Here is an 18,655-nt window from a genome sequence, read left to right as displayed (position 1 = left end):
GTACAAAGGAAGCGTCCGTTCCTTGAGAACTCAACAGCGTGCCAAAAATCAACGCCAGATATGTTGATACCCCGTCTCCGGCCGATCGGCTGGGACGAGGTTCCTTTGAAAAAGTCCTGCCGGGCACTGCCTGGTAGGCGCACAGCGAGGACGCTGTGAACCGAGGGGATTATTCCTCCCCTTGGTTCCGCTCTCGTGGTGTCCACCCGATTACGGGTAAACATTCACGGAGAGTTTGATCCTGGCTCAGGACGAACGCTGGCGGCGTGCTTAACACATGCAAGTCGAACGATGAAGCCCTTCGGGGTGGATTAGTGGCGAACGGGTGAGTAACACGTGGGCAATCTGCCCTTCACTCTGGGACAAGCCCTGGAAACGGGGTCTAATACCGGATAACACTCCTGCCCGCATGGGTGGGGGTTAAAAGCTCCGGCGGTGAAGGATGAGCCCGCGGCCTATCAGCTTGTTGGTGAGGTAGTGGCTCACCAAGGCGACGACGGGTAGCCGGCCTGAGAGGGCGACCGGCCACACTGGGACTGAGACACGGCCCAGACTCCTACGGGAGGCAGCAGTGGGGAATATTGCACAATGGGCGAAAGCCTGATGCAGCGACGCCGCGTGAGGGATGACGGCCTTCGGGTTGTAAACCTCTTTCAGCAGGGAAGAAGCGAAAGTGACGGTACCTGCAGAAGAAGCGCCGGCTAACTACGTGCCAGCAGCCGCGGTAATACGTAGGGCGCAAGCGTTGTCCGGAATTATTGGGCGTAAAGAGCTCGTAGGCGGCTTGTCACGTCGGGTGTGAAAGCCCGGGGCTTAACCCCGGGTCTGCATTCGATACGGGCTAGCTAGAGTGTGGTAGGGGAGATCGGAATTCCTGGTGTAGCGGTGAAATGCGCAGATATCAGGAGGAACACCGGTGGCGAAGGCGGATCTCTGGGCCATTACTGACGCTGAGGAGCGAAAGCGTGGGGAGCGAACAGGATTAGATACCCTGGTAGTCCACGCCGTAAACGGTGGGAACTAGGTGTTGGCGACATTCCACGTCGTCGGTGCCGCAGCTAACGCATTAAGTTCCCCGCCTGGGGAGTACGGCCGCAAGGCTAAAACTCAAAGGAATTGACGGGGGCCCGCACAAGCAGCGGAGCATGTGGCTTAATTCGACGCAACGCGAAGAACCTTACCAAGGCTTGACATACACCGGAAACGGCCAGAGATGGTCGCCCCCTTGTGGTCGGTGTACAGGTGGTGCATGGCTGTCGTCAGCTCGTGTCGTGAGATGTTGGGTTAAGTCCCGCAACGAGCGCAACCCTTGTTCTGTGTTGCCAGCATGCCCTTCGGGGTGATGGGGACTCACAGGAGACTGCCGGGGTCAACTCGGAGGAAGGTGGGGACGACGTCAAGTCATCATGCCCCTTATGTCTTGGGCTGCACACGTGCTACAATGGCAGGTACAAAGAGCTGCGAAGCCGCGAGGCGGAGCGAATCTCAAAAAGCCTGTCTCAGTTCGGATTGGGGTCTGCAACTCGACCCCATGAAGTCGGAGTTGCTAGTAATCGCAGATCAGCATTGCTGCGGTGAATACGTTCCCGGGCCTTGTACACACCGCCCGTCACGTCACGAAAGTCGGTAACACCCGAAGCCGGTGGCCCAACCCCTTGTGGGAGGGAGCTGTCGAAGGTGGGACTGGCGATTGGGACGAAGTCGTAACAAGGTAGCCGTACCGGAAGGTGCGGCTGGATCACCTCCTTTCTAAGGAGCACTTCTTACCGATCCCTCCGGGGTGAGGTCAGAGGCCAGTACATCGGCGAATGTCCGGTGCTGGTTGCTCATGGGTGGAACGTTGATTATTCGGCACCGTCAGTCATCTCGGGCTGTGAGTACTGTCCTTCGGGGCGTGGAAAGCTGATCACGAGTGGCGAGGGTGTCGGGCACGCTGTTGGGTGTCTGAAGGTACGGCCGATACGGCTGCCTTCAGTGCCGGCCCCAGTGAACTTGCCCAGTAGGGCAGGGTGATGGGTGGTTGGTCGTTGTTTGAGAACTGCACAGTGGACGCGAGCATCTGTGGCCAAGTTTTTAAGGGCGCACGGTGGATGCCTTGGCACCAGGAACCGATGAAGGACGTGGGAGGCCACGATAGTCCCCGGGGAGCCGTCAACCAGGCTTTGATCCGGGGGTTTCCGAATGGGGAAACCCGGCAGTCGTCATGGGCTGTCACCCATACCTGAACACATAGGGTATGTGGAGGGAACGCGGGGAAGTGAAACATCTCAGTACCCGCAGGAAGAGAAAACAACCGTGATTCCGGGAGTAGTGGCGAGCGAAACTGGATGAGGCCAAACCATATGCGTGTGAGACCCGGCAGGGGTTGCGCATGTGGGGTTGTGGGATCTCTCTTTCACAGTCTGCCGGCTGTGAGACGAGTCAGAAACCGTTGATGTAGGCGAAGGACATGCGAAAGGTCCGGCGTAGAGGGTAAGACCCCCGTAGTCGAAACATCAGCGGCTCGTTTGAGAGACACCCAAGTAGCACGGGGCCCGAGAAATCCCGTGTGAATCTGGCGGGACCACCCGCTAAGCCTAAATATTCCCTGGTGACCGATAGCGGATAGTACCGTGAGGGAATGGTGAAAAGTACCGCGGGAGCGGAGTGAAATAGTACCTGAAACCGTGTGCCTACAAGCCGTGGGAGCGTCGCGCATTGAGTTTACTCAATGCGTCGTGACTGCGTGCCTTTTGAAGAATGAGCCTGCGAGTTTGCGGTGTGTTGCGAGGTTAACCCGTGTGGGGAAGCCGTAGCGAAAGCGAGTCCGAATAGGGCGATTTAGTAGCGCGCTCAAGACCCGAAGCGGAGTGATCTAGCCATGGGCAGGTTGAAGCGGCTGTAAGAGGTCGTGGAGGACCGAACCCACCAGGGTTGAAAACCTGGGGGATGACCTGTGGTTAGGGGTGAAAGGCCAATCAAACTCCGTGATAGCTGGTTCTCCCCGAAATGCATTTAGGTGCAGCGTCGTGTGTTTCTTGCCGGAGGTAGAGCACTGGATAGGCGATGGGCCCTACCGGGTTACTGACCTTAGCCAAACTCCGAATGCCGGTAAGTGAGAGCGCGGCAGTGAGACTGTGGGGGATAAGCTCCATGGTCGAGAGGGAAACAGCCCAGAGCATCGACTAAGGCCCCTAAGCGTACGCTAAGTGGGAAAGGATGTGGAGTCGCAGAGACAACCAGGAGGTTGGCTTAGAAGCAGCCACCCTTGAAAGAGTGCGTAATAGCTCACTGGTCTAGTGATTCCGCGCCGACAATGTAGCGGGGCTCAAGCGTACCGCCGAAGTCGTGTCATTCATACAATAGGGCCAACGCCCGTATGGATGGGTAGGGGAGCGTCGTGTGCCGGGTGAAGCCGCGCCGGAAGGCAGTGGTGGACGGTTCACGAGTGAGAATGCAGGCATGAGTAGCGATACACACGTGAGAAACGTGTGCGCCGATTGACTAAGGGTTCCTGGGTCAAGCTGATCTGCCCAGGGTAAGTCGGGACCTAAGGCGAGGCCGACAGGCGTAGTCGATGGATAACCGGTTGATATTCCGGTACCCGCTGTGAAGCGTCAAACATCGAACCAGGCGATGCTAAGTCCGTGAAGCCGCCCCGGAGCCTTCGGGCAAAGGGGAGTGGTGGAGCCGACGGACCAGACCTGTAGTAGGTGAGTGATGGGGTGACGCAGGAAGGTAGTCCATCCCGGGCGGTGGTTGTCCCGGGGTAAGGGTGTAGGCCGTGCGATAGGCAAATCCGTCGCACATGAGGCTGAGACCTGATGCCGAGCCGATTGTGGTGAAGTGGATGATCCTATGCTGTCGAGAAAAGCCTCTAGCGAGTTTCATGGCGGCCCGTACCCTAAACCGACTCAGGTGGTCAGGTAGAGAATACCGAGGCGTTCGGGTGAACTATGGTTAAGGAACTCGGCAAAATGCCCCCGTAACTTCGGGAGAAGGGGGGCCATCACCGGTGAGGGAATTTACTTCCTGAGCTGGGGGTGGCCGCAGAGACCAGCGAGAAGCGACTGTTTACTAAAAACACAGGTCCGTGCGAAGCCGTAAGGCGATGTATACGGACTGACGCCTGCCCGGTGCTGGAACGTTAAGGGGACCGGTTAGTCACTCTTCGGGGTGGCGAAGCTGAGAACTTAAGCGCCAGTAAACGGCGGTGGTAACTATAACCATCCTAAGGTAGCGAAATTCCTTGTCGGGTAAGTTCCGACCTGCACGAATGGCGTAACGACTTCTCGACTGTCTCAACCATAGGCCCGGTGAAATTGCACTACGAGTAAAGATGCTCGTTTCGCGCAGCAGGACGGAAAGACCCCGGGACCTTTACTACAGTTTGATATTGGTGTTCGGTTCGGCTTGTGTAGGATAGCTGGGAGACTTTGAAGCAGGCACGCCAGTGTTTGTGGAGTCGTCGTTGAAATACCAGTCTGGTCGTGCTGGATGTCTAACCTGGGTCCGTGATCCGGATCAGGGACAGTGTCTGATGGGTAGTTTAACTGGGGCGGTTGCCTCCTAAAGAGTAACGGAGGCGCCCAAAGGTTCCCTCAGCCTGGTTGGTAATCAGGTGTTGAGTGTAAGTGCACAAGGGAGCTTGACTGTGAGACCGACGGGTCGAGCAGGGACGAAAGTCGGGACTAGTGATCCGGCGGTGGCTTGTGGAAGCGCCGTCGCTCAACGGATAAAAGGTACCCCGGGGATAACAGGCTGATCTTCCCCAAGAGTCCATATCGACGGGATGGTTTGGCACCTCGATGTCGGCTCGTCGCATCCTGGGGCTGGAGTCGGTCCCAAGGGTTGGGCTGTTCGCCCATTAAAGCGGTACGCGAGCTGGGTTTAGAACGTCGTGAGACAGTTCGGTCCCTATCCGCTGCGCGCGCAGGAATATTGAGAAGGGCTGTCCCTAGTACGAGAGGACCGGGACGGACGAACCTCTGGTGTGCCAGTTGTCCTGCCAAGGGCATGGCTGGTTGGCTACGTTCGGGAGGGATAACCGCTGAAAGCATCTAAGCGGGAAGCCTGCTTCGAGATGAGTATTCCCACCTCCTTGAGAGGGTAAGGCTCCCAGTAGACGACTGGGTTGATAGGCCAGATCTGGAAGCCCGGTAACGGGTGGAGGTGACTGGTACTAATAGGCCGAGGGCTTGTCCTCAGTTGCTCGCGTCCACTGTGTTGGTTCTGAAACCACGAACAACCGTCGTAGCTATGCCACGGCTCCGGTTGACAGTTTCATAGTGTTTCGGTGGTCATAGCGTGAGGGAAACGCCCGGTTACATTCCGAACCCGGAAGCTAAGCCTCACAGCGCCGATGGTACTGCAGGGGGGACCCTGTGGGAGAGTAGGACGCCGCCGAACTAATTGTAGAGAAACCCCCGTACCGGGAAAACGGTACGGGGGTTTTCTGCGTTTAGGGTCACTCCGTTTTAAAGTTGCAGCATGCGATACGACCTGGTGATCTTCGACAATGACGGTGTCCTCGTGGACAGCGAGCCGATCTCCAACACCATCCTGGCTGCCTATCTGACCGAACTCGGGCACCCGACTTCGTACGAGGAGTCCATCAGGGACTACATGGGGTCCGCCATGCACCGTATCCACGAACTCGTCCAGGAGCGCAGCGGCAGGCGGCTGCCGGACGACTTCGACGACACGTTCCATGGGCGGGTCTTCGCCGCCTTCGAGCGGGAGTTGGAGCCCGTTCCCGATGCCGTGCAGATCCTTGAGAAGCTGGCCGCGGACGGGGTCCCGTACTGCGTGGCCTCCTCCGGGAGTCATGAGCGGATCCGGGTGGGGCATCGGAAGACCGGGCTCGACCGGTGGTTCGACGAGGGGCGCGTGTTCAGTTCGCAGGATGTGGGGCGGGGCAAGCCGGCGCCGGATCTGTTTCTGCACGCGGCCGAGCGGATGGGCGTACCGCCGGAGAAGTGTGTCGTCGTGGAGGACAGTCCGCTGGGGGTTCAGGCGGCGAACTCCGCCGGGATGGACGTCTACGGGTTCACGGCCATGACGCCCGCCGCCAAGCTCGCCGGCGCCACTCAACTCTTCTCCGACATGGGGGAGTTGGCTGACCTGCTCGTATGACGGCGCCCATGGCCCGGCACTGACATTTGTCATGCCGAGCTCCGGACGATCGTTTCTGTTGGCGGGTGGGGTCCGACCGCGAAGCTGAGTACATCGAAACGGGACGTACACGGCGACGACGGAGGGACCCGATCATGAGCATCACGGCCATCGAGACCAGCACCGAAGCGATCAGCACCGAAGCGATCAGCACCGAAGCGATCAGCGGCGGGGCGGCCACGGTCGAGGCGACCGCAGCCGTGAGCGCCGCGGACGTCGCCGCCCGGCCCAGCTTCCTGCCGCTGATCCTCGACGTGGCGGTGCCCGTCGGGTCGTACTACCTCCTGAAGAGCGGGTTCGGCATGAGCACCATGGCGGCGCTCGGCTGGAGCAGCGTGGTGCCGGCCGTGCGGACCGTATGGAGCGTGGTGAAGGAGCGCAAGGCCAACGGGCTGGCCGGGCTCATCCTCTTCGTCAACATCGTCGGGCTGGCCCTCAGCCTCGTCGCCGGTGACCCGCGGCTGATGCTGGCCAAGGACAGCGGCGTCAGCAGCGCGATCGGCATCGGCATCCTGGTGTCGGTCCGGCTCGGGCGGCCGATGATGACGGCGGGTATGAAGCCGTTCCTCATCAAGGGTGACGCTGCCAAGAGTGCCGCGTGGGACCGGCTGATCGCCGCCTCCCCGCGGTTCCGGAAGGCCGAGCGGACCTTCTCCCTCGTCTGGGGTGTGGCGCTGCTCGGCGAGTGCGTCCTGCGCGTCGTGGGCGCGTACACGCTGCCGATCGACACCATGGTCTGGCTCGGCACGGTCGTCATGGTCGCTTCGATCGTGCTGGCCATGCTGGTCAGCGGCCGGCTGGCCGTCGTCCCGATGGAGAAGCTGCTGGAGGCCGAACTCACCGAGCAGGCCGTCGAGCAGGCCCGGTAAGAGTCCAGCCACTGAGCCGGCCACCGCCCCTCCGCAGTGCCGCCGCAGTGCAACGGCAGTCCCTCCGCGGCCAATCCGCGGCCAATCCGCAGTCCAGCCACACCGATCAACCGCAGAGCTGAGAGAAATTCATCTTCGGCTTGATCTACCCACGGGTAAGCCGGGGCCCTACGCTCGCCGCCATGACAGATGTGCTGCGGCGCGGTAGGGCCTCTTTGGCGTTCAGCTTCTTTGCTCAGGGCGCCACCTTCGCGCTGCTCGTGACGCGCATTCCGGCCATCCAGGACCGGTACGGGGTCTCCGACGCGCTGCTGCCGGCGTTCCTGGCCGCCGTGCCGATCCTCGCCGGGGTCGGGAGCGTGACGACCGAGCACCTGGTCAAGCGAATACGGCCCAGCGTGCTGCTGCGCTGGTCCCAGCCCGTCGTGCTGCTGGCGCTGCTCGGGGTCGGGGCGGGGGACCAGCTGGTCGAACTGGCGGTCGCCCTCGGCGTCTTCGGGCTCGCGGTCGGCGCGCTCGACGCCTCGATGAACATGCTCGGGGTGAGCCTGCAACGGACGTACGGGCGCAGCATCATGCTCGGCTTCCACGCGGCGTACAGCCTCGGCGGGATCGTGGGCGCCTCCCTCGCGTGGGCGGGCGCGCACTGGCACCTCGCGCTGTTCACGTCATACCTGCCCGTCGTGCTGGTGCTGTTGCCGGCGGCGTTCGTCGGGAGTCGGTGGTACGTCGACGGGGGCACCCCCGACGAACAGCGCGATGCGGCCGAGGCCGGGCCTCTCGTCTTCAAGCTGCTGCTGCCGCTCTGTCTGGTGATGACGTTCGCGTACATCGGGGACTCGACCGTCTCCAACTGGAGCGCGAAGTATCTGCAGGACGTGCTGGGCAGTTCGGAGCAGCTGGCGACCGTTCCGTACAACGTCTACATGGTGATGACCCTGGTGGGGCGGGCTGCCGGAGACTTCGGGGTGCGGCGGTTCGGGGCGGTGGCCGTCGTACGGCTGGGGGCGGTCGTCGCGGCGCTCGGGTTCGCGGTGGTGGCGGTGGCGCCCGGGGCGTGGGTGGGGATGCTCGGGTTCACGCTGCTGGGCCTCGGGCTGTGTGTGATCGTGCCGCAGACCTTCGCGGCGGCGGGGCGGCTGTTCCCGGGTTCGTCCGACACGGCGATCGCGCGGCTGAATATCTTCAACTACGTCGGGTTCTTGATCGGTTCGCCGCTGGTGGGGGCGCTGGGGGATGCCTGGAGCTACCGCGGCGCCATGCTCGTACCGATGGTTCTGGTCCTGGTGACCTTGGGGTATGCCCGGTCGTTCGCTGCTGAACCGGACCGATACGGTGACGTGCATGAGCGGCCGCGCACAGCTGATGTGGGACGAGGCAGTAACGGGCTATGACTTCGGTCCGGATCACCCGATGGATCCGGTCCGGCTGGCGTTGACGAAGAAGCTCGTCGACGCCTTCGGGCTCGACCGTGAGGTCGACGTGGTCTCGGCGAAGCCCGCCGGGGAGTCGACGCTTCGGCTGGTGCACCGTGAGGACTATGTCGAGGCGGTCAAGGCCGCCTCCGTGGATCCTGAAGCTGCCGACACCTCGTACGGGCTCGGGACCATGGACGATCCCGCCTTCGCCGGGATGCACGAGGTGTCCGCGATGATCGCCGGGCAGTCGGTCGGCGCCGCCGAGGCGGTGTGGCACGGGGACGCGCTGCACGCCGTGAACTTCGCGGGCGGGCTGCACCACGCGATGCCGGGCGGGGCCTCCGGGTTCTGCATCTACAACGATGCCTCGCTGGCGATTGCGCGGCTGCTGGAGCTGGGGGCCGAGCGGGTCGCGTATGTGGATGTGGACGTCCACCACGGAGACGGGGTCCAGGCGGCGTTCTGGGAGGATCCGCGGGTCCTGACGATCTCGCTGCACGAGCATCCGCGGACGCTGTTCCCGCAGACGGGATGGCCGGAGGAGACGGGCGCCGACTCGGCCGAGGGCTCCGCCGTCAATGTCGCCCTGCCGGCGGGGACGGGGGACGCGGGGTGGCTGCGGGCCTTCCACTCCGTGGTGCCCGAGCTCATCGCCGACTTCCGGCCGCAGGTGCTGGTCACCCAGCACGGGGCCGACACCCACTTCGAGGATCCGCTGGCGCATCTCGCCGTGTCGCTCGACGCGCAGCGGGCTGTGCAGGTCGCTTGTCACGACCTGGCGCACGAGTACGCCGACGGGCGGTGGGTCGCGCTGGGTGGGGGTGGGTACGCGGTGGTGGACGTCGTGCCGCGGTCGTGGACGCATCTCGTGGCCATTGCGGCGGGGCGGCCCATTGAGCCCGAGACGGTGATTCCTGACGGGTGGCGGCAGGATGTGTTTGCTCGTACGCGGCAGTTGGCGCCGGTGCGGATGACTGATGGGCGGTGGCCTGTGTCCTGGAAGGGGTGGGAGTCCGGGTACGACCCCGCGGACCGGCTCGACCAGGCGGTGTTGGCTACGCGGCGGGCCGTGTTTCCACTACGGGGGCTGTTGGCGTAGGGGGTTTTCGCCCCCGCCGCCCCTACCCGTCCCATCCCGTTCCTGGGGGCTGCGCCCCCAGACCCCCCTAAGGATTGCGCCGTTCCCCGCGCCCCTGACCGATGCGTGCAGGCCGGTGGGGGCTGGCCGCGCAGTTCCCCGCGCCCCTAAAAACACCCCCCGGAACCGTTCGACGCACGGCACCGCCCACCCCGACCAGGTACAACGACGCACCCGCAGTCGGCGACGCGCCGAAGGGGCCGTGTCGGTACGTCCAGCCCGTCGCATACGGGGTTATGGGCAAGTTCATGCTGTGGCAGCAAGCAGTAATGCCCACCGGCGACGGGCTGGACGTACCGGCACGGCCCCGACCCCCAACGCCGCACAGCACACCCACCCGCACCCACTACGCCAACTGTGCGGCCTTTTCGGGATTTTCAGGGTGAACACCCGGCAAATGCGTCAGCATCGCTGACGTGTTGAGCACCGGAGCATTGCGTGCACACCTGTTGGCCGCCCGGTTGGCCGGGCCCGTGGCCACCTCGCGCGAGGAGAGTCTGCGCAGTTATCGGCTGTTCGCTGCCCGCGATCCACGTGTGCTGCTCGGGCTCGATCCCGAATGGACCTGGCAGCAGCGGGACTTGATCGAGTTGATGGCCGACAAGTGCGGCGTTTCGGCCGATCCGATGCACACGAGTGGGCATGATGTGATCGACCCTGAGCGGACCCTGGCGGCTCTCGACGCCTTCGCGGAACGGATCGGAGCGGCGGCCCGCAACCGTGACTCTGTGCTCCTCGGCACCGGCCACCCACACCGACTGATCGGTTTCTACGCCGCCCTCGCGGACGCCCTGTCGGCGGCGGGGTGTACCGTCCTCACCCCCGCGAGGGGTAGCTGTGTCGACATAACGACCCGGTTCGGTCTACGCACGTACAACCTTGACTACGTACAAGGTGTCGCGCTGGTGCGCGAACCCGGCGTGCAGCCCACCGGTAGTGCGACCGGCGCGCACACCCACTCACCCCTCCCGGTTCGGACCGCTCTGGCCGCCGCCGCGGAGTCCGGCGGGCCGCTCCCGGAGCTGGTCATCGGAGACCACGGATGGGTCTGCGGAGCAGGTCAGCTGGGGTTTGAGGCGATGGGGCTGGCCGATACGGACGATCCTGCGCTCTTCGTCGGAGAGGCAGAGGGGCGGGTGTCCGTCGTCGTTCCGCTTGATGACGCTGTGCGGTCTGATTACTACCGACCGCTTACTCGCTATGTACTCAATCGAGCGTGTCTGTCACAGTAGGCGGCCGATGCCATCCCCTCTTCCCCACTCGCATCACCCGCCCCTACATTGGGGAGTGAGCACGCAACGACGAAGAGTCACCGGAAGGGGAAGCCGGTGGCCGTCGAGTGCGGAAGGTTCAGGTGTGTCATGGCTGCAGCTGGCGAGAGGCCTCTGAACGAGGTTCAGTTCCTTACCGTGGCGGAAGTCGCCTCGGTGATGCGAGTGTCGAAGATGACCGTGTACCGCTTGGTGCACAGCGGTCATCTGCCGGCGATCCGGGTGGGGAGGTCCTTCCGGGTGCCGGAGCAAGCGGTTCACGAGTACCTCCGCGAGAGCTATGTGGGGGTGGAGACAGCCTGACGGCGTTTCGGGAGACCGTCCAAGATCTCCCGGTACTCCTCGATTGACCCTCGATTACGACCTCGGCGCTCGGACGGGTAGGCTGGCCCCTCATAGGTCGTGTGGGCCCATGCAGCCCAGCACCGAGTAAAGAGAAGTGAGCGAGGGTAGTCGTGGGCTCTGTTATCAAGAAGCGGCGCAAGCGGATGGCGAAGAAGAAGCACCGCAAGCTGCTCAAGCGCACTCGCGTTCAGCGTCGCAACAAGAAGTAAGCGGCGCCGCAACTGCGCGTACTGTGGCCCCCCACCGGCTGGTGGGGGGCCACAGTCATATCCGGCCACACAAAGGTGTGCGTACGCCTGTAGGCCGAATGGCTTGGTCTGATCGTACGTCTGTGGCTGTCGTCACTTCGTGCATCGGGCGGTCATCACAGCGCAACATCAACCCGCTAAGTTGGGCGGCACACGGGGAACGCGGCAGGGTACGAGCAGAGCTACGTCCATTTCTGGAAGGAAGGCGCTGATCTTGGGGAAGGTCGTGCTCGTGACCGGAGTGGCCCGACAGCTGGGGGGCCGGTTCGTACGACGGATCCAGCGTGACCCGCAAGTGGACCGGGTGATCGCCGTGGACGCGGTCCCGCCCGAGCACCATCTGGGCGGCGCCGACTTCGTGCAGGCCGACATCCGGCAGCCCACCATCGCGCGGGTGCTCGCCGAGCACTCCGTCGACACGGTCGTGCACATGGACGTGACGGGCACCGCCCTGGGCTCCGGCAGCCGGACCATGGTCAAGGAGACCAACGTCATCGGCACCATGCAGCTCCTGGGTGCCTGCCAGAAGTCCCCGACCGTCAAGCGGCTCGTCGTGAAGTCCAGTACGAACGTCTATGGGTCCGCGCCCCGTGACCCCGCCGTCTTCACCGAGACCACCCCGCCCAAGTCGCTGCCCAGCGGCGGCTTCGCGAAGGACACGGTCGAGGTCGAGGGGTACGTACGAGGGTTCGCGCGCCGGCGGCCCGATGTCGCCGTGTGTGTGCTGCGGTTCGCGAACATCCTCGGCCCGAGCGCGGACTCGCCGCTCGCCTCGTACTTCTCGCTGCCCGTGCTGCCCACCGTGTTCGGCTACGACCCGCGGCTGCAGTTCGCGCACGAGGACGACGTCATCGAGGTGCTGCGGCTCGCCTCGCACGACCCGGAGCGCGGGACGCTCAACAGCGGCACGTTCAACATCGCCGGAGACGGCGTCCTGCTGCTCTCCCAGTGCGCGCGGCGCCTCGGCCGCCCCACCGTGCCGCTGCTGCTGCCCGCGCTCACCTGGGCGGGCACGGCGGTGCGTACGCTGGGCGTCACGGACTTCTCGCCGGAGCAACTGCGGCTGCTCACGCACGGCAGGGTCGTATCGACGAACCAGATGCGCGAAACGCTGGGATACAAGCCCAAGTACACGACGGCGGAGACCTTCGCGGACTTCGCCCGAAGCCGGGGCCCCGGACTCCTGCCCCCCGAGGCCCTTGCGGGGGCCGTCGACCGGATCGCCGCGCTGCCCCTGCTGGGCGGCGGCCACCCCCCGACGCAGAGCGCCAACTGAGGAGCGCATCAACGATGGCGGATGCCAAGGTCATTCCGTTCGACGACGACCGGTCCCGCGGAAGCGCCGTACAACGGCCGCCGCGGCGCCGGAGCGCGGGGAGCCGGCGCAAGGGCGAGCCCGTGGTGGTACGTGAGGTACAGCCCCTGCCCGGGCGGCTCCCGGCGCAGGATGATGTTCCTGTGACGCGTGAGGAACAGCTGCCCCGGCAGCCGCAGGAGGGCAGCGGCCTGGAACGGCGTATCGCCGGTGGCCTGGCCTTCCTGCGCCGCCGGCTCACGGGCGACTACGAGATCGACGACTTCGGGTACGACGCCGAGCTCACCGACCAGGTCCTGATGTCCCTGATCCGCCCGCTGTACGAGAAGTACTTCCGGGTCGAGGTGAAGGGCATCGAGAACATCCCGTCGGAGGGCGGCGCCCTGATCGTCGCCAACCACTCGGGCACCCTCCCGCTGGACGGCCTGATGATGCAGGTCGCCGTGCACGACAACCACCCCGCGAACCGCCATCTGCGCCTCCTCGCGGCCGACCTGGTCTTCATGCTGCCGGTCGTCAACGAGCTGGCCCGCAAGGCCGGTCACACCCTCGCCTGCGCAGAGGACGCCGAACGGCTCCTGGAGCGGGGCGAACTGGTCGGCGTGATGCCGGAGGGCTTCAAGGGCATCGGCAAGCCGTTCAGCGAGCGCTACAAGCTCCAGCGCTTCGGCCGCGGCGGTTTCGTCTCCACGGCCCTGCGCCAGGGGACCCCGATCATCCCGTGCTCGATCGTCGGCGCGGAGGAGATCTATCCGATGATCGGCAACGCGAAGACCTTCGCGCGGCTGCTGGGCTTCCCGTACTTCCCGATCACGCCGACCTTCCCGTGGCTGGGCCCGCTGGGCGCGATCCCCCTTCCCACCAAGTGGACGATCCAGTTCGGCGAGCCGATCCGTACGGACGGCTATCCGCCGGAGGCCGCCGAGGACCCGATGCTGATGTTCAACCTGACGGACCAGGTCAGAGAGCAGATCCAGCACACGCTGTACAAGCTGCTGGTGCAGCGCAGGTCGGTGTTCTTCTAGAGGTCGCTTGCTCCGGCAGCCTGTATGAGTCTTGGGCAGCCTGTATGAGTCCTATGCCGGTACGCGTCTGGGGGCGCCCTTCCTGAGAAGGGCGCCCCCAGACGCGTATGCGGGTCTCTTACTCGCTGTCCTCTACTCGCTGTCCTCTACTTGGTGTCCTCGCTGTTGATGCCCAGGCCGGGCAGCAGGCCGGGCAGGAGGGGCGGCAGCGTGACGTCCGGTTCGCTGGTCGCGCTGCTGCTGGACGGGGATGTGCTGGCACTGTCCTTGGGCGGGTCGAGGAGACCGCCCGTGTTGCCGCCGAGCAGGCCGTCGCTGCTGCTGCCCGAGCTGGAGGGCTTGGGGTTGCTGCTGCTGTGGCTTCCGTTGGCGGAGCCGTTGGTGGCGCTCGGTACCGGACTGTCCGTGCCGGACGAGCCGGTGGACTCCGCGCTGGCGCCCCGGTGTCGGCCGGTGCCCTGCTGGGAGGGTGGCTGCGGGAGCAGCGACTGCAGCGGGCCGACCTCTTCGTCTATGGCGTCGAAGACGGACGAGACCTGGTCACTGACGTCGCCGAGCTGCACCGGCAGCCGGTCGCGCAGCACGCCCCAGGCCTCGCGGTGCGACTGGGAGAAGGCGGACAGGGCCTGGATGGGGCCCAGCGAGCCGTCCCGCTCATACGCCTCGTGCAGTAGGCGGTGGCCTTCCGAGGCGTCGTGCTGCATGCCCGACAGGGCGCGGCGGATCTCGCCCACCGACTCGTGGTCGAGGTGGCCCGAACGGCCGCGCTCCATCAGCCGGCGTGCTTCGCTCAGCCGTGTGGACGCCTGGTCGAGATAGACCTCACCCCTGTCGCTGTCGCCGTGGGCCAGGCCCAGCTTGATGTCCTCCATGCCTCGCTTGAGCCCGTAGAGCGAGTCACCGGGCAGGGCGTCGGAGCTGGCGGCGGCCACGCCGCCGAAGGCTCCCGCGGCCACGCCGACGGTGAGCCCGCCTGCGGCGAGGCCCTTCGACAGCCGGGACCGTGGTCGCAGTTTCCCCAGCCCGCTCGCCCGGTGCGCGCCCTTGGCCCGATGGGACCGTTGCTCCGGCACCGAACGGTCCGGACCCTCGCCTCCGGCGGCGGTGCCTTCCAGCAGCATGGCCTCCATCGCGGCGACGAGCTGGGCTCGCTGCACGATCTTGACCTCGGGGTCCAGCTCCGGTTTGGGCAGCTCGCCGAGACCGGTGGCGAGGGCCAATAGCAGGCCCTGCCCGGTCTGTTCCGACGCAGCCTGGGACGGTGCCGATCCATCGGGCTGCTCGGCCGCCGTGCCCTGGTCGGATTGCTCCTCCAGGGCCAGGGCGAAGGCGTTCGCCCGCCGGTGTGCCGATACGTTCGCGATCACTGGCGGCACCTCCTCTCGTCATGACGGTCGACTCCCCAGGGGGTCCTGAGGGTTGCACGCCCTGACCAGATCCACACGATCGAGTGATCGGCGATGGCCAGGGCGTGACCACAGGGAGCCTGTATCCCGCACAACGAGCGTCGCGGCACTTGGGTTACGGACGACGGATGATCGGACCGCGAAGTCAACGGACTTTTACGGAAGGTGAGTTGAACGTCGCTGAGCGTATGGAGTCGTGCGGGGACCGTGCGCGGTATGGACGTTTCTCAGTGGGGGCTCAGCGGGCGTCGTCCGGGAGGAGCCGGGCGAGGGTGCGCACGGCCCGGTACTGGAGGGTCTTGATGGCGCCCTCGTTCTTGCCCATCACCCGGGCGGTCTCGGCGACGGAGAGCCCTTGGAGGAAGCGGAGCGTCACGCACTCCTGCTGCTGGGGATTGAGCCGCCGTACGGCATCCAGCAGTGCCGCGTTCGACAGGGACTCCAGGACGGAGTCCTCGGGCGAGCGCTCGACCTCGTTGGCGTCGAGCATCTCCCCGGTTGTCACCTCCAGCCGGAAGCGGCTGGACTTGAAGTGATCCGCGACGAGATTGCGGGCGATGGTGACGAGCCAGGCGCCGAAGTCGCGGCCCTGCCAGGTGAAGGTCCCGATGCGGCGCAGGGCGCGCAGGAACGTCTCACTGGTGAGGTCTTCCGCGGTCGCTTTACCTCCCACCCGGTAGTAGATGTAGCGGTACACGGTGTCGCTGTACTGGTCGTAGAGACGTCCGAAGGCGTCGGCCTCGCCGGCCTGGGCGCGCTCCACGAGGTCCATCATCCGGGCGCTGTCACTGTCTGCGGCCGGGCGGCGTGCGGTGGTGGCCGAGCCCGAGCGGCCCCGTCTGCCGACCGCCGCGTTGCCGTCGGCCAGGGCGTAGCAAGGGCCGACGGGTGCGGGGACGGCGAAGGCGGGGACGGCGTACGCGGTGGGGACGAAGCCGCGCAGGCGGTCCAGGACCGTTGCGCGCAGCGTAGCCAGGCCCGAGGCGTCAACCCCGACGTGTGAGTACACGGGACTCCCAGAGGCAGAGCTTCCATCACGTTCAGTGCGGAACCGTTCACCCGTCGTAGCGATGTAGGGGTGCCGGTTTGCGTCTGAGGAGAATAACGCTTCGTACAGGCAGCGCTACACCCAGTTGCTCAAATCATCGATTACGTCGCTTCTGTTACTGATCGACGCCTGTTCAAGTACCGCACGGTGACCGATTGTTGATCGGATTAGTCCGCGTTCCGTTTGAGTGCGGGGCGTGTTGTGGTCGTCTGCGGTGAACGGGACTGGCGGGGGCGTTGTGCGGGTAGGAGGGCCGGATTGGTTCTTCGCCCCCGCCGCCCCTACCCGTCCCATCCCCAGGGGCTCTGCCCCTTCGACCCCGTGCGTTGTTCGTCGGGTGCGGGACGGTGGGGGCTTGTCGCGCAGTTCCCCGCGCCCCTGAAAGAGCCCCCTTCGACCCCGGGTTGTTCGTCGGCTGCGGGCCGGTGGGGGGCTTGTCGCGCAGTTCCCCGCGCCCCTGAAAGGGCAGGTGGCAGCGCCCGGTCGTCAAGCGAGACCGGGGGAGCTGCGCAATCTTTTGGCGCCCCGCTCACCCGCGGTCGGCGACGTACGGAAGGGGCCGTGTCGGTACGTCCAGCCCGTCGCTTACGGGGTTATGGGCAAGTTCATGCTGTGGCAGCAGGCAGTAATGCCCACCGGCGACGGGCTGGACGTACCGGCACGGCCCCGACCCCCAACGAACGAACCGCCGAGAGGGTCAGCGGCGGCGGCGATGCAGGGCGATCGCGGCTGCCGTGCCGCCCGCCACGGCGCCGACGCCGGCGGCCGCCGGGATGCCGACCTTCGCCGCCTTGCGGGCGGTGCGGTAGTCGCGCAGGCGCCAGTCGCAGTTGCGGGCGTGCTTGCGGAGCTTGGCGTCGGGGTTGATGGCGTAGGGGTGGCCGACCAGCGAGAGCATGGGGATGTCGTTGTGGGAGTCGCTGTACGCCGCGCAGCGCGCGAGGTCCAGGCCCTCCGCCGACGCCAGCGCGCGAACCGCCTCCGCCTTCGCCGGGCCGTGGAGCGGTTCACCGACCAGCTTGCCCGTGTAGACGCCGTCCACCGACTCCGCGACGGTGCCGAGCGCGCCCGTCAGGCCCAGTCGCCGCGCGATCACCGTGGCGATCTCGACGGGTGCCGCCGTGACCAGCCACACCTTCTGGCCCGCGTCCAGGTGCGCCTGGGCGAGGGCGCGCGTACCGGGCCAGATGCGCTCGGCCATGTACTCGTCGTAGATCTCCTCGCCGATGGACATCAGCTCCGAGACGCGGTGGCCCTTGACGATCGACAACGCCGAGTCGCGGGCCTCCTGCATATGTTCCGGGTCCTCGACGCCGGCCAGCCTGAACCACGCCTGCTGCCAGGCGAATCGGGCGAGATCGCGCGTCTCGAAGAACTTGCGCTTGTACAGGCCCCGGCCGAAGTGGAACAGGGCGGCGCCCTGCATCACGGTGTTGTCGAGGTCGAAGAACGCGGCAGCCTTGTCGTCGCCGAGCACCGGGAACTCCGGTTCCTCGGCGGAGACATCCGGCGCGAGTTCCGCGAGTTCCGTGAGGTCCGCGAGTTCTGAGAGGTCCTCCAACTCCTGGGAGGACTTGCGCGCTGCCTCTGCCGAGGCCTCGCCTGCCAACACGCTCCGCGCGGTGGCGGAGCGCCTACGGGGAGTGAGCCATCCGAGAGCGGCCATGGCGTGAGCATAGCCAGTTTGTTCGGTGCTTCCGGAGTCGAGAGGATTCGGTGCTGTGAACTCTCCGCGACCGAGCCGTTAAAGAAGCGCTGCCGACGGCGCGTCGGGCCGGTGCCGGAGTGGGCCGAGGGGGTTCCAGGAGGCGTCCGGGGCGCGAGAATGGCCGGTATGAGTCCCATGTTCCGGCGCGACGGGCGTCGTAAGGATCGTTCGGAGAAGCAGGATCCCGCCGAGCGGCTGGTCACCCTGATCAGGAAGCCGGGCTGTCATCTGTGTGATGACGCACAGGAAGTGATCGAGAAGGTGTGTGCCGATCTCGGTGTCCCCTGGGAGCGGAAGGACATCACCGAGGACGAGGAACTGCACCGCGAGTACTGGGAGCAGATCCCGGTCGTGCTGGTCGACGGCGCCCAGCACACGTTCTGGCGGGTGGACGAGCAACGCCTTCGCAAAGCCCTCACACCGTGAACCGCGTGAGGGAAACGCCCTGGCAGGACCCGGGTAAGGGCCGGGGAAGGCCGGGAGCGACGCCCTGGCACGGCCCCGGCGAGGCCCACCGTTGTCCAGATGTGTCCTGACCGTGTAGTCCAAGTGGTCCGGAAAGTCGCCTAGGATCGACGGCGATTGGTCTCGGGGGCGGGATTCGACGAGGAGTGTGTGCGGTTTTGCCCCCTTCAGGTGCGGAACGAAGCTGCCCGCGCGCCGGTTCCATACGGGCGCGGCGGGCCCGCGTGACCCCGGTCACGTTGGGCG

The 18,655-nt window shown here is 65.4% G+C and carries 13 protein-coding genes and 3 rRNA genes; 13 read left to right on the top strand and 3 right to left on the bottom strand.

Translation table 11 applies throughout. The annotated features are described in order from the left end of the window. The first annotated feature begins 223 nt into the window (after positions 1–223). The 12 genes from OIC96_RS20505 (at position 224) to OIC96_RS20450 (ending at position 13,782) form a co-directional block, all read left to right on the top strand. Positions 224–1,749: ribosomal RNA gene (locus OIC96_RS20505) — 16S ribosomal RNA — on the top strand. 314 nt (positions 1,750–2,063) lie between these two features. Further along, positions 2,064–5,185, top strand: a 23S ribosomal RNA gene (locus OIC96_RS20500). Positions 5,186–5,271: 86 nt separating this feature from the next. Then, positions 5,272–5,388 (top strand): 5S ribosomal RNA (rrf, locus tag OIC96_RS20495). Together the 16S, 23S and 5S rRNA genes form the textbook arrangement of a ribosomal RNA operon. Before the next feature lie 81 nt (positions 5,389–5,469). After that, on the top strand, positions 5,470–6,114 hold the full coding sequence (locus OIC96_RS20490) for an HAD family hydrolase (protein ID WP_330306455.1): 645 nt from the start codon (positions 5,470–5,472) through the stop codon (positions 6,112–6,114). 134 nt (positions 6,115–6,248) lie between these two features. Further along, positions 6,249–7,022, top strand: a complete 774-nt coding sequence (locus OIC96_RS20485; protein ID WP_330306456.1) for a VC0807 family protein — start codon at positions 6,249–6,251, stop codon at positions 7,020–7,022. A gap of 182 nt (positions 7,023–7,204) precedes the next feature. Continuing rightward, positions 7,205–8,416, top strand: a complete 1,212-nt coding sequence (locus OIC96_RS20480) for an MFS transporter (protein ID WP_330306457.1) — start codon at positions 7,205–7,207, stop codon at positions 8,414–8,416. Continuing rightward, a complete protein-coding gene (locus tag OIC96_RS20475) occupies positions 8,367–9,539 on the top strand; it encodes an acetoin utilization protein AcuC (protein ID WP_330306458.1) in 1,173 nt (390 codons plus the stop codon). The genes OIC96_RS20480 and OIC96_RS20475 overlap by 50 nt, the downstream gene beginning before the upstream one ends. A 455-nt stretch (positions 9,540–9,994) precedes the next feature. Continuing rightward, on the top strand, positions 9,995–10,810 hold the full coding sequence (locus tag OIC96_RS20470) for a phosphatase (protein WP_327430669.1): 816 nt from the start codon (positions 9,995–9,997) through the stop codon (positions 10,808–10,810). 129 nt (positions 10,811–10,939) lie between these two features. Then, a complete protein-coding gene (locus OIC96_RS20465; protein WP_004984898.1) occupies positions 10,940–11,152 on the top strand; it encodes a helix-turn-helix domain-containing protein in 213 nt (70 codons plus the stop codon). Between the two features lie 152 nt (positions 11,153–11,304). After that, positions 11,305–11,403: a 30S ribosomal protein bS22 gene (locus OIC96_RS20460; protein WP_003948845.1), complete on the top strand. Its 99-nt coding sequence runs from the start codon at positions 11,305–11,307 to the stop codon at positions 11,401–11,403. 253 nt (positions 11,404–11,656) lie between these two features. Beyond that, on the top strand, positions 11,657–12,718 hold the full coding sequence (locus OIC96_RS20455) for an NAD-dependent epimerase/dehydratase family protein (protein WP_327430670.1): 1,062 nt from the start codon (positions 11,657–11,659) through the stop codon (positions 12,716–12,718). Positions 12,719–12,732: 14 nt separating this feature from the next. Continuing rightward, on the top strand, positions 12,733–13,782 hold the full coding sequence (locus tag OIC96_RS20450) for a lysophospholipid acyltransferase family protein (RefSeq protein WP_330306459.1): 1,050 nt from the start codon (positions 12,733–12,735) through the stop codon (positions 13,780–13,782). Between the two features lie 146 nt (positions 13,783–13,928). Here the strand turns inward: OIC96_RS20450 and OIC96_RS20445 are convergent, their stop codons facing one another. From OIC96_RS20445 to OIC96_RS20435, 3 genes are all read right to left on the bottom strand, one after another. Next, complete coding sequence (locus tag OIC96_RS20445; protein WP_330306460.1) at positions 13,929–15,149, bottom strand: DUF5667 domain-containing protein; 1,221 nt, start codon at positions 15,147–15,149, stop codon at positions 13,929–13,931. Positions 15,150–15,426: 277 nt separating this feature from the next. Beyond that, the gene (locus OIC96_RS20440; RefSeq protein WP_327430673.1) at positions 15,427–16,197 is read right to left on the bottom strand and encodes an ECF subfamily RNA polymerase sigma factor, BldN family; all 771 of its coding nucleotides are present in this window, start codon (positions 16,195–16,197) and stop codon (positions 15,427–15,429) included. A 736-nt stretch (positions 16,198–16,933) separates the two neighbouring features. Next, positions 16,934–17,902, bottom strand: a complete 969-nt coding sequence (locus tag OIC96_RS20435) for an HAD family hydrolase (protein ID WP_330306461.1) — start codon at positions 17,900–17,902, stop codon at positions 16,934–16,936. Between the two features lie 159 nt (positions 17,903–18,061). On the opposite strand from OIC96_RS20435, the gene OIC96_RS20430 reads away from it, so the two are divergent. Next, entirely contained in the window at positions 18,062–18,370 is a 309-nt protein-coding gene (locus OIC96_RS20430; RefSeq protein WP_330306462.1) for a glutaredoxin family protein, read from the top strand. Positions 18,371–18,655: the final 285 nt, after the last annotated feature.

Source organism: Streptomyces sp. NBC_00775 (assembly GCF_036347135.1).
Classification (GTDB): Bacteria; Actinomycetota; Actinomycetes; order Streptomycetales; family Streptomycetaceae; genus Streptomyces; species Streptomyces lutosisoli.
This window is presented reverse-complemented; position numbering and strand designations above follow the sequence as displayed.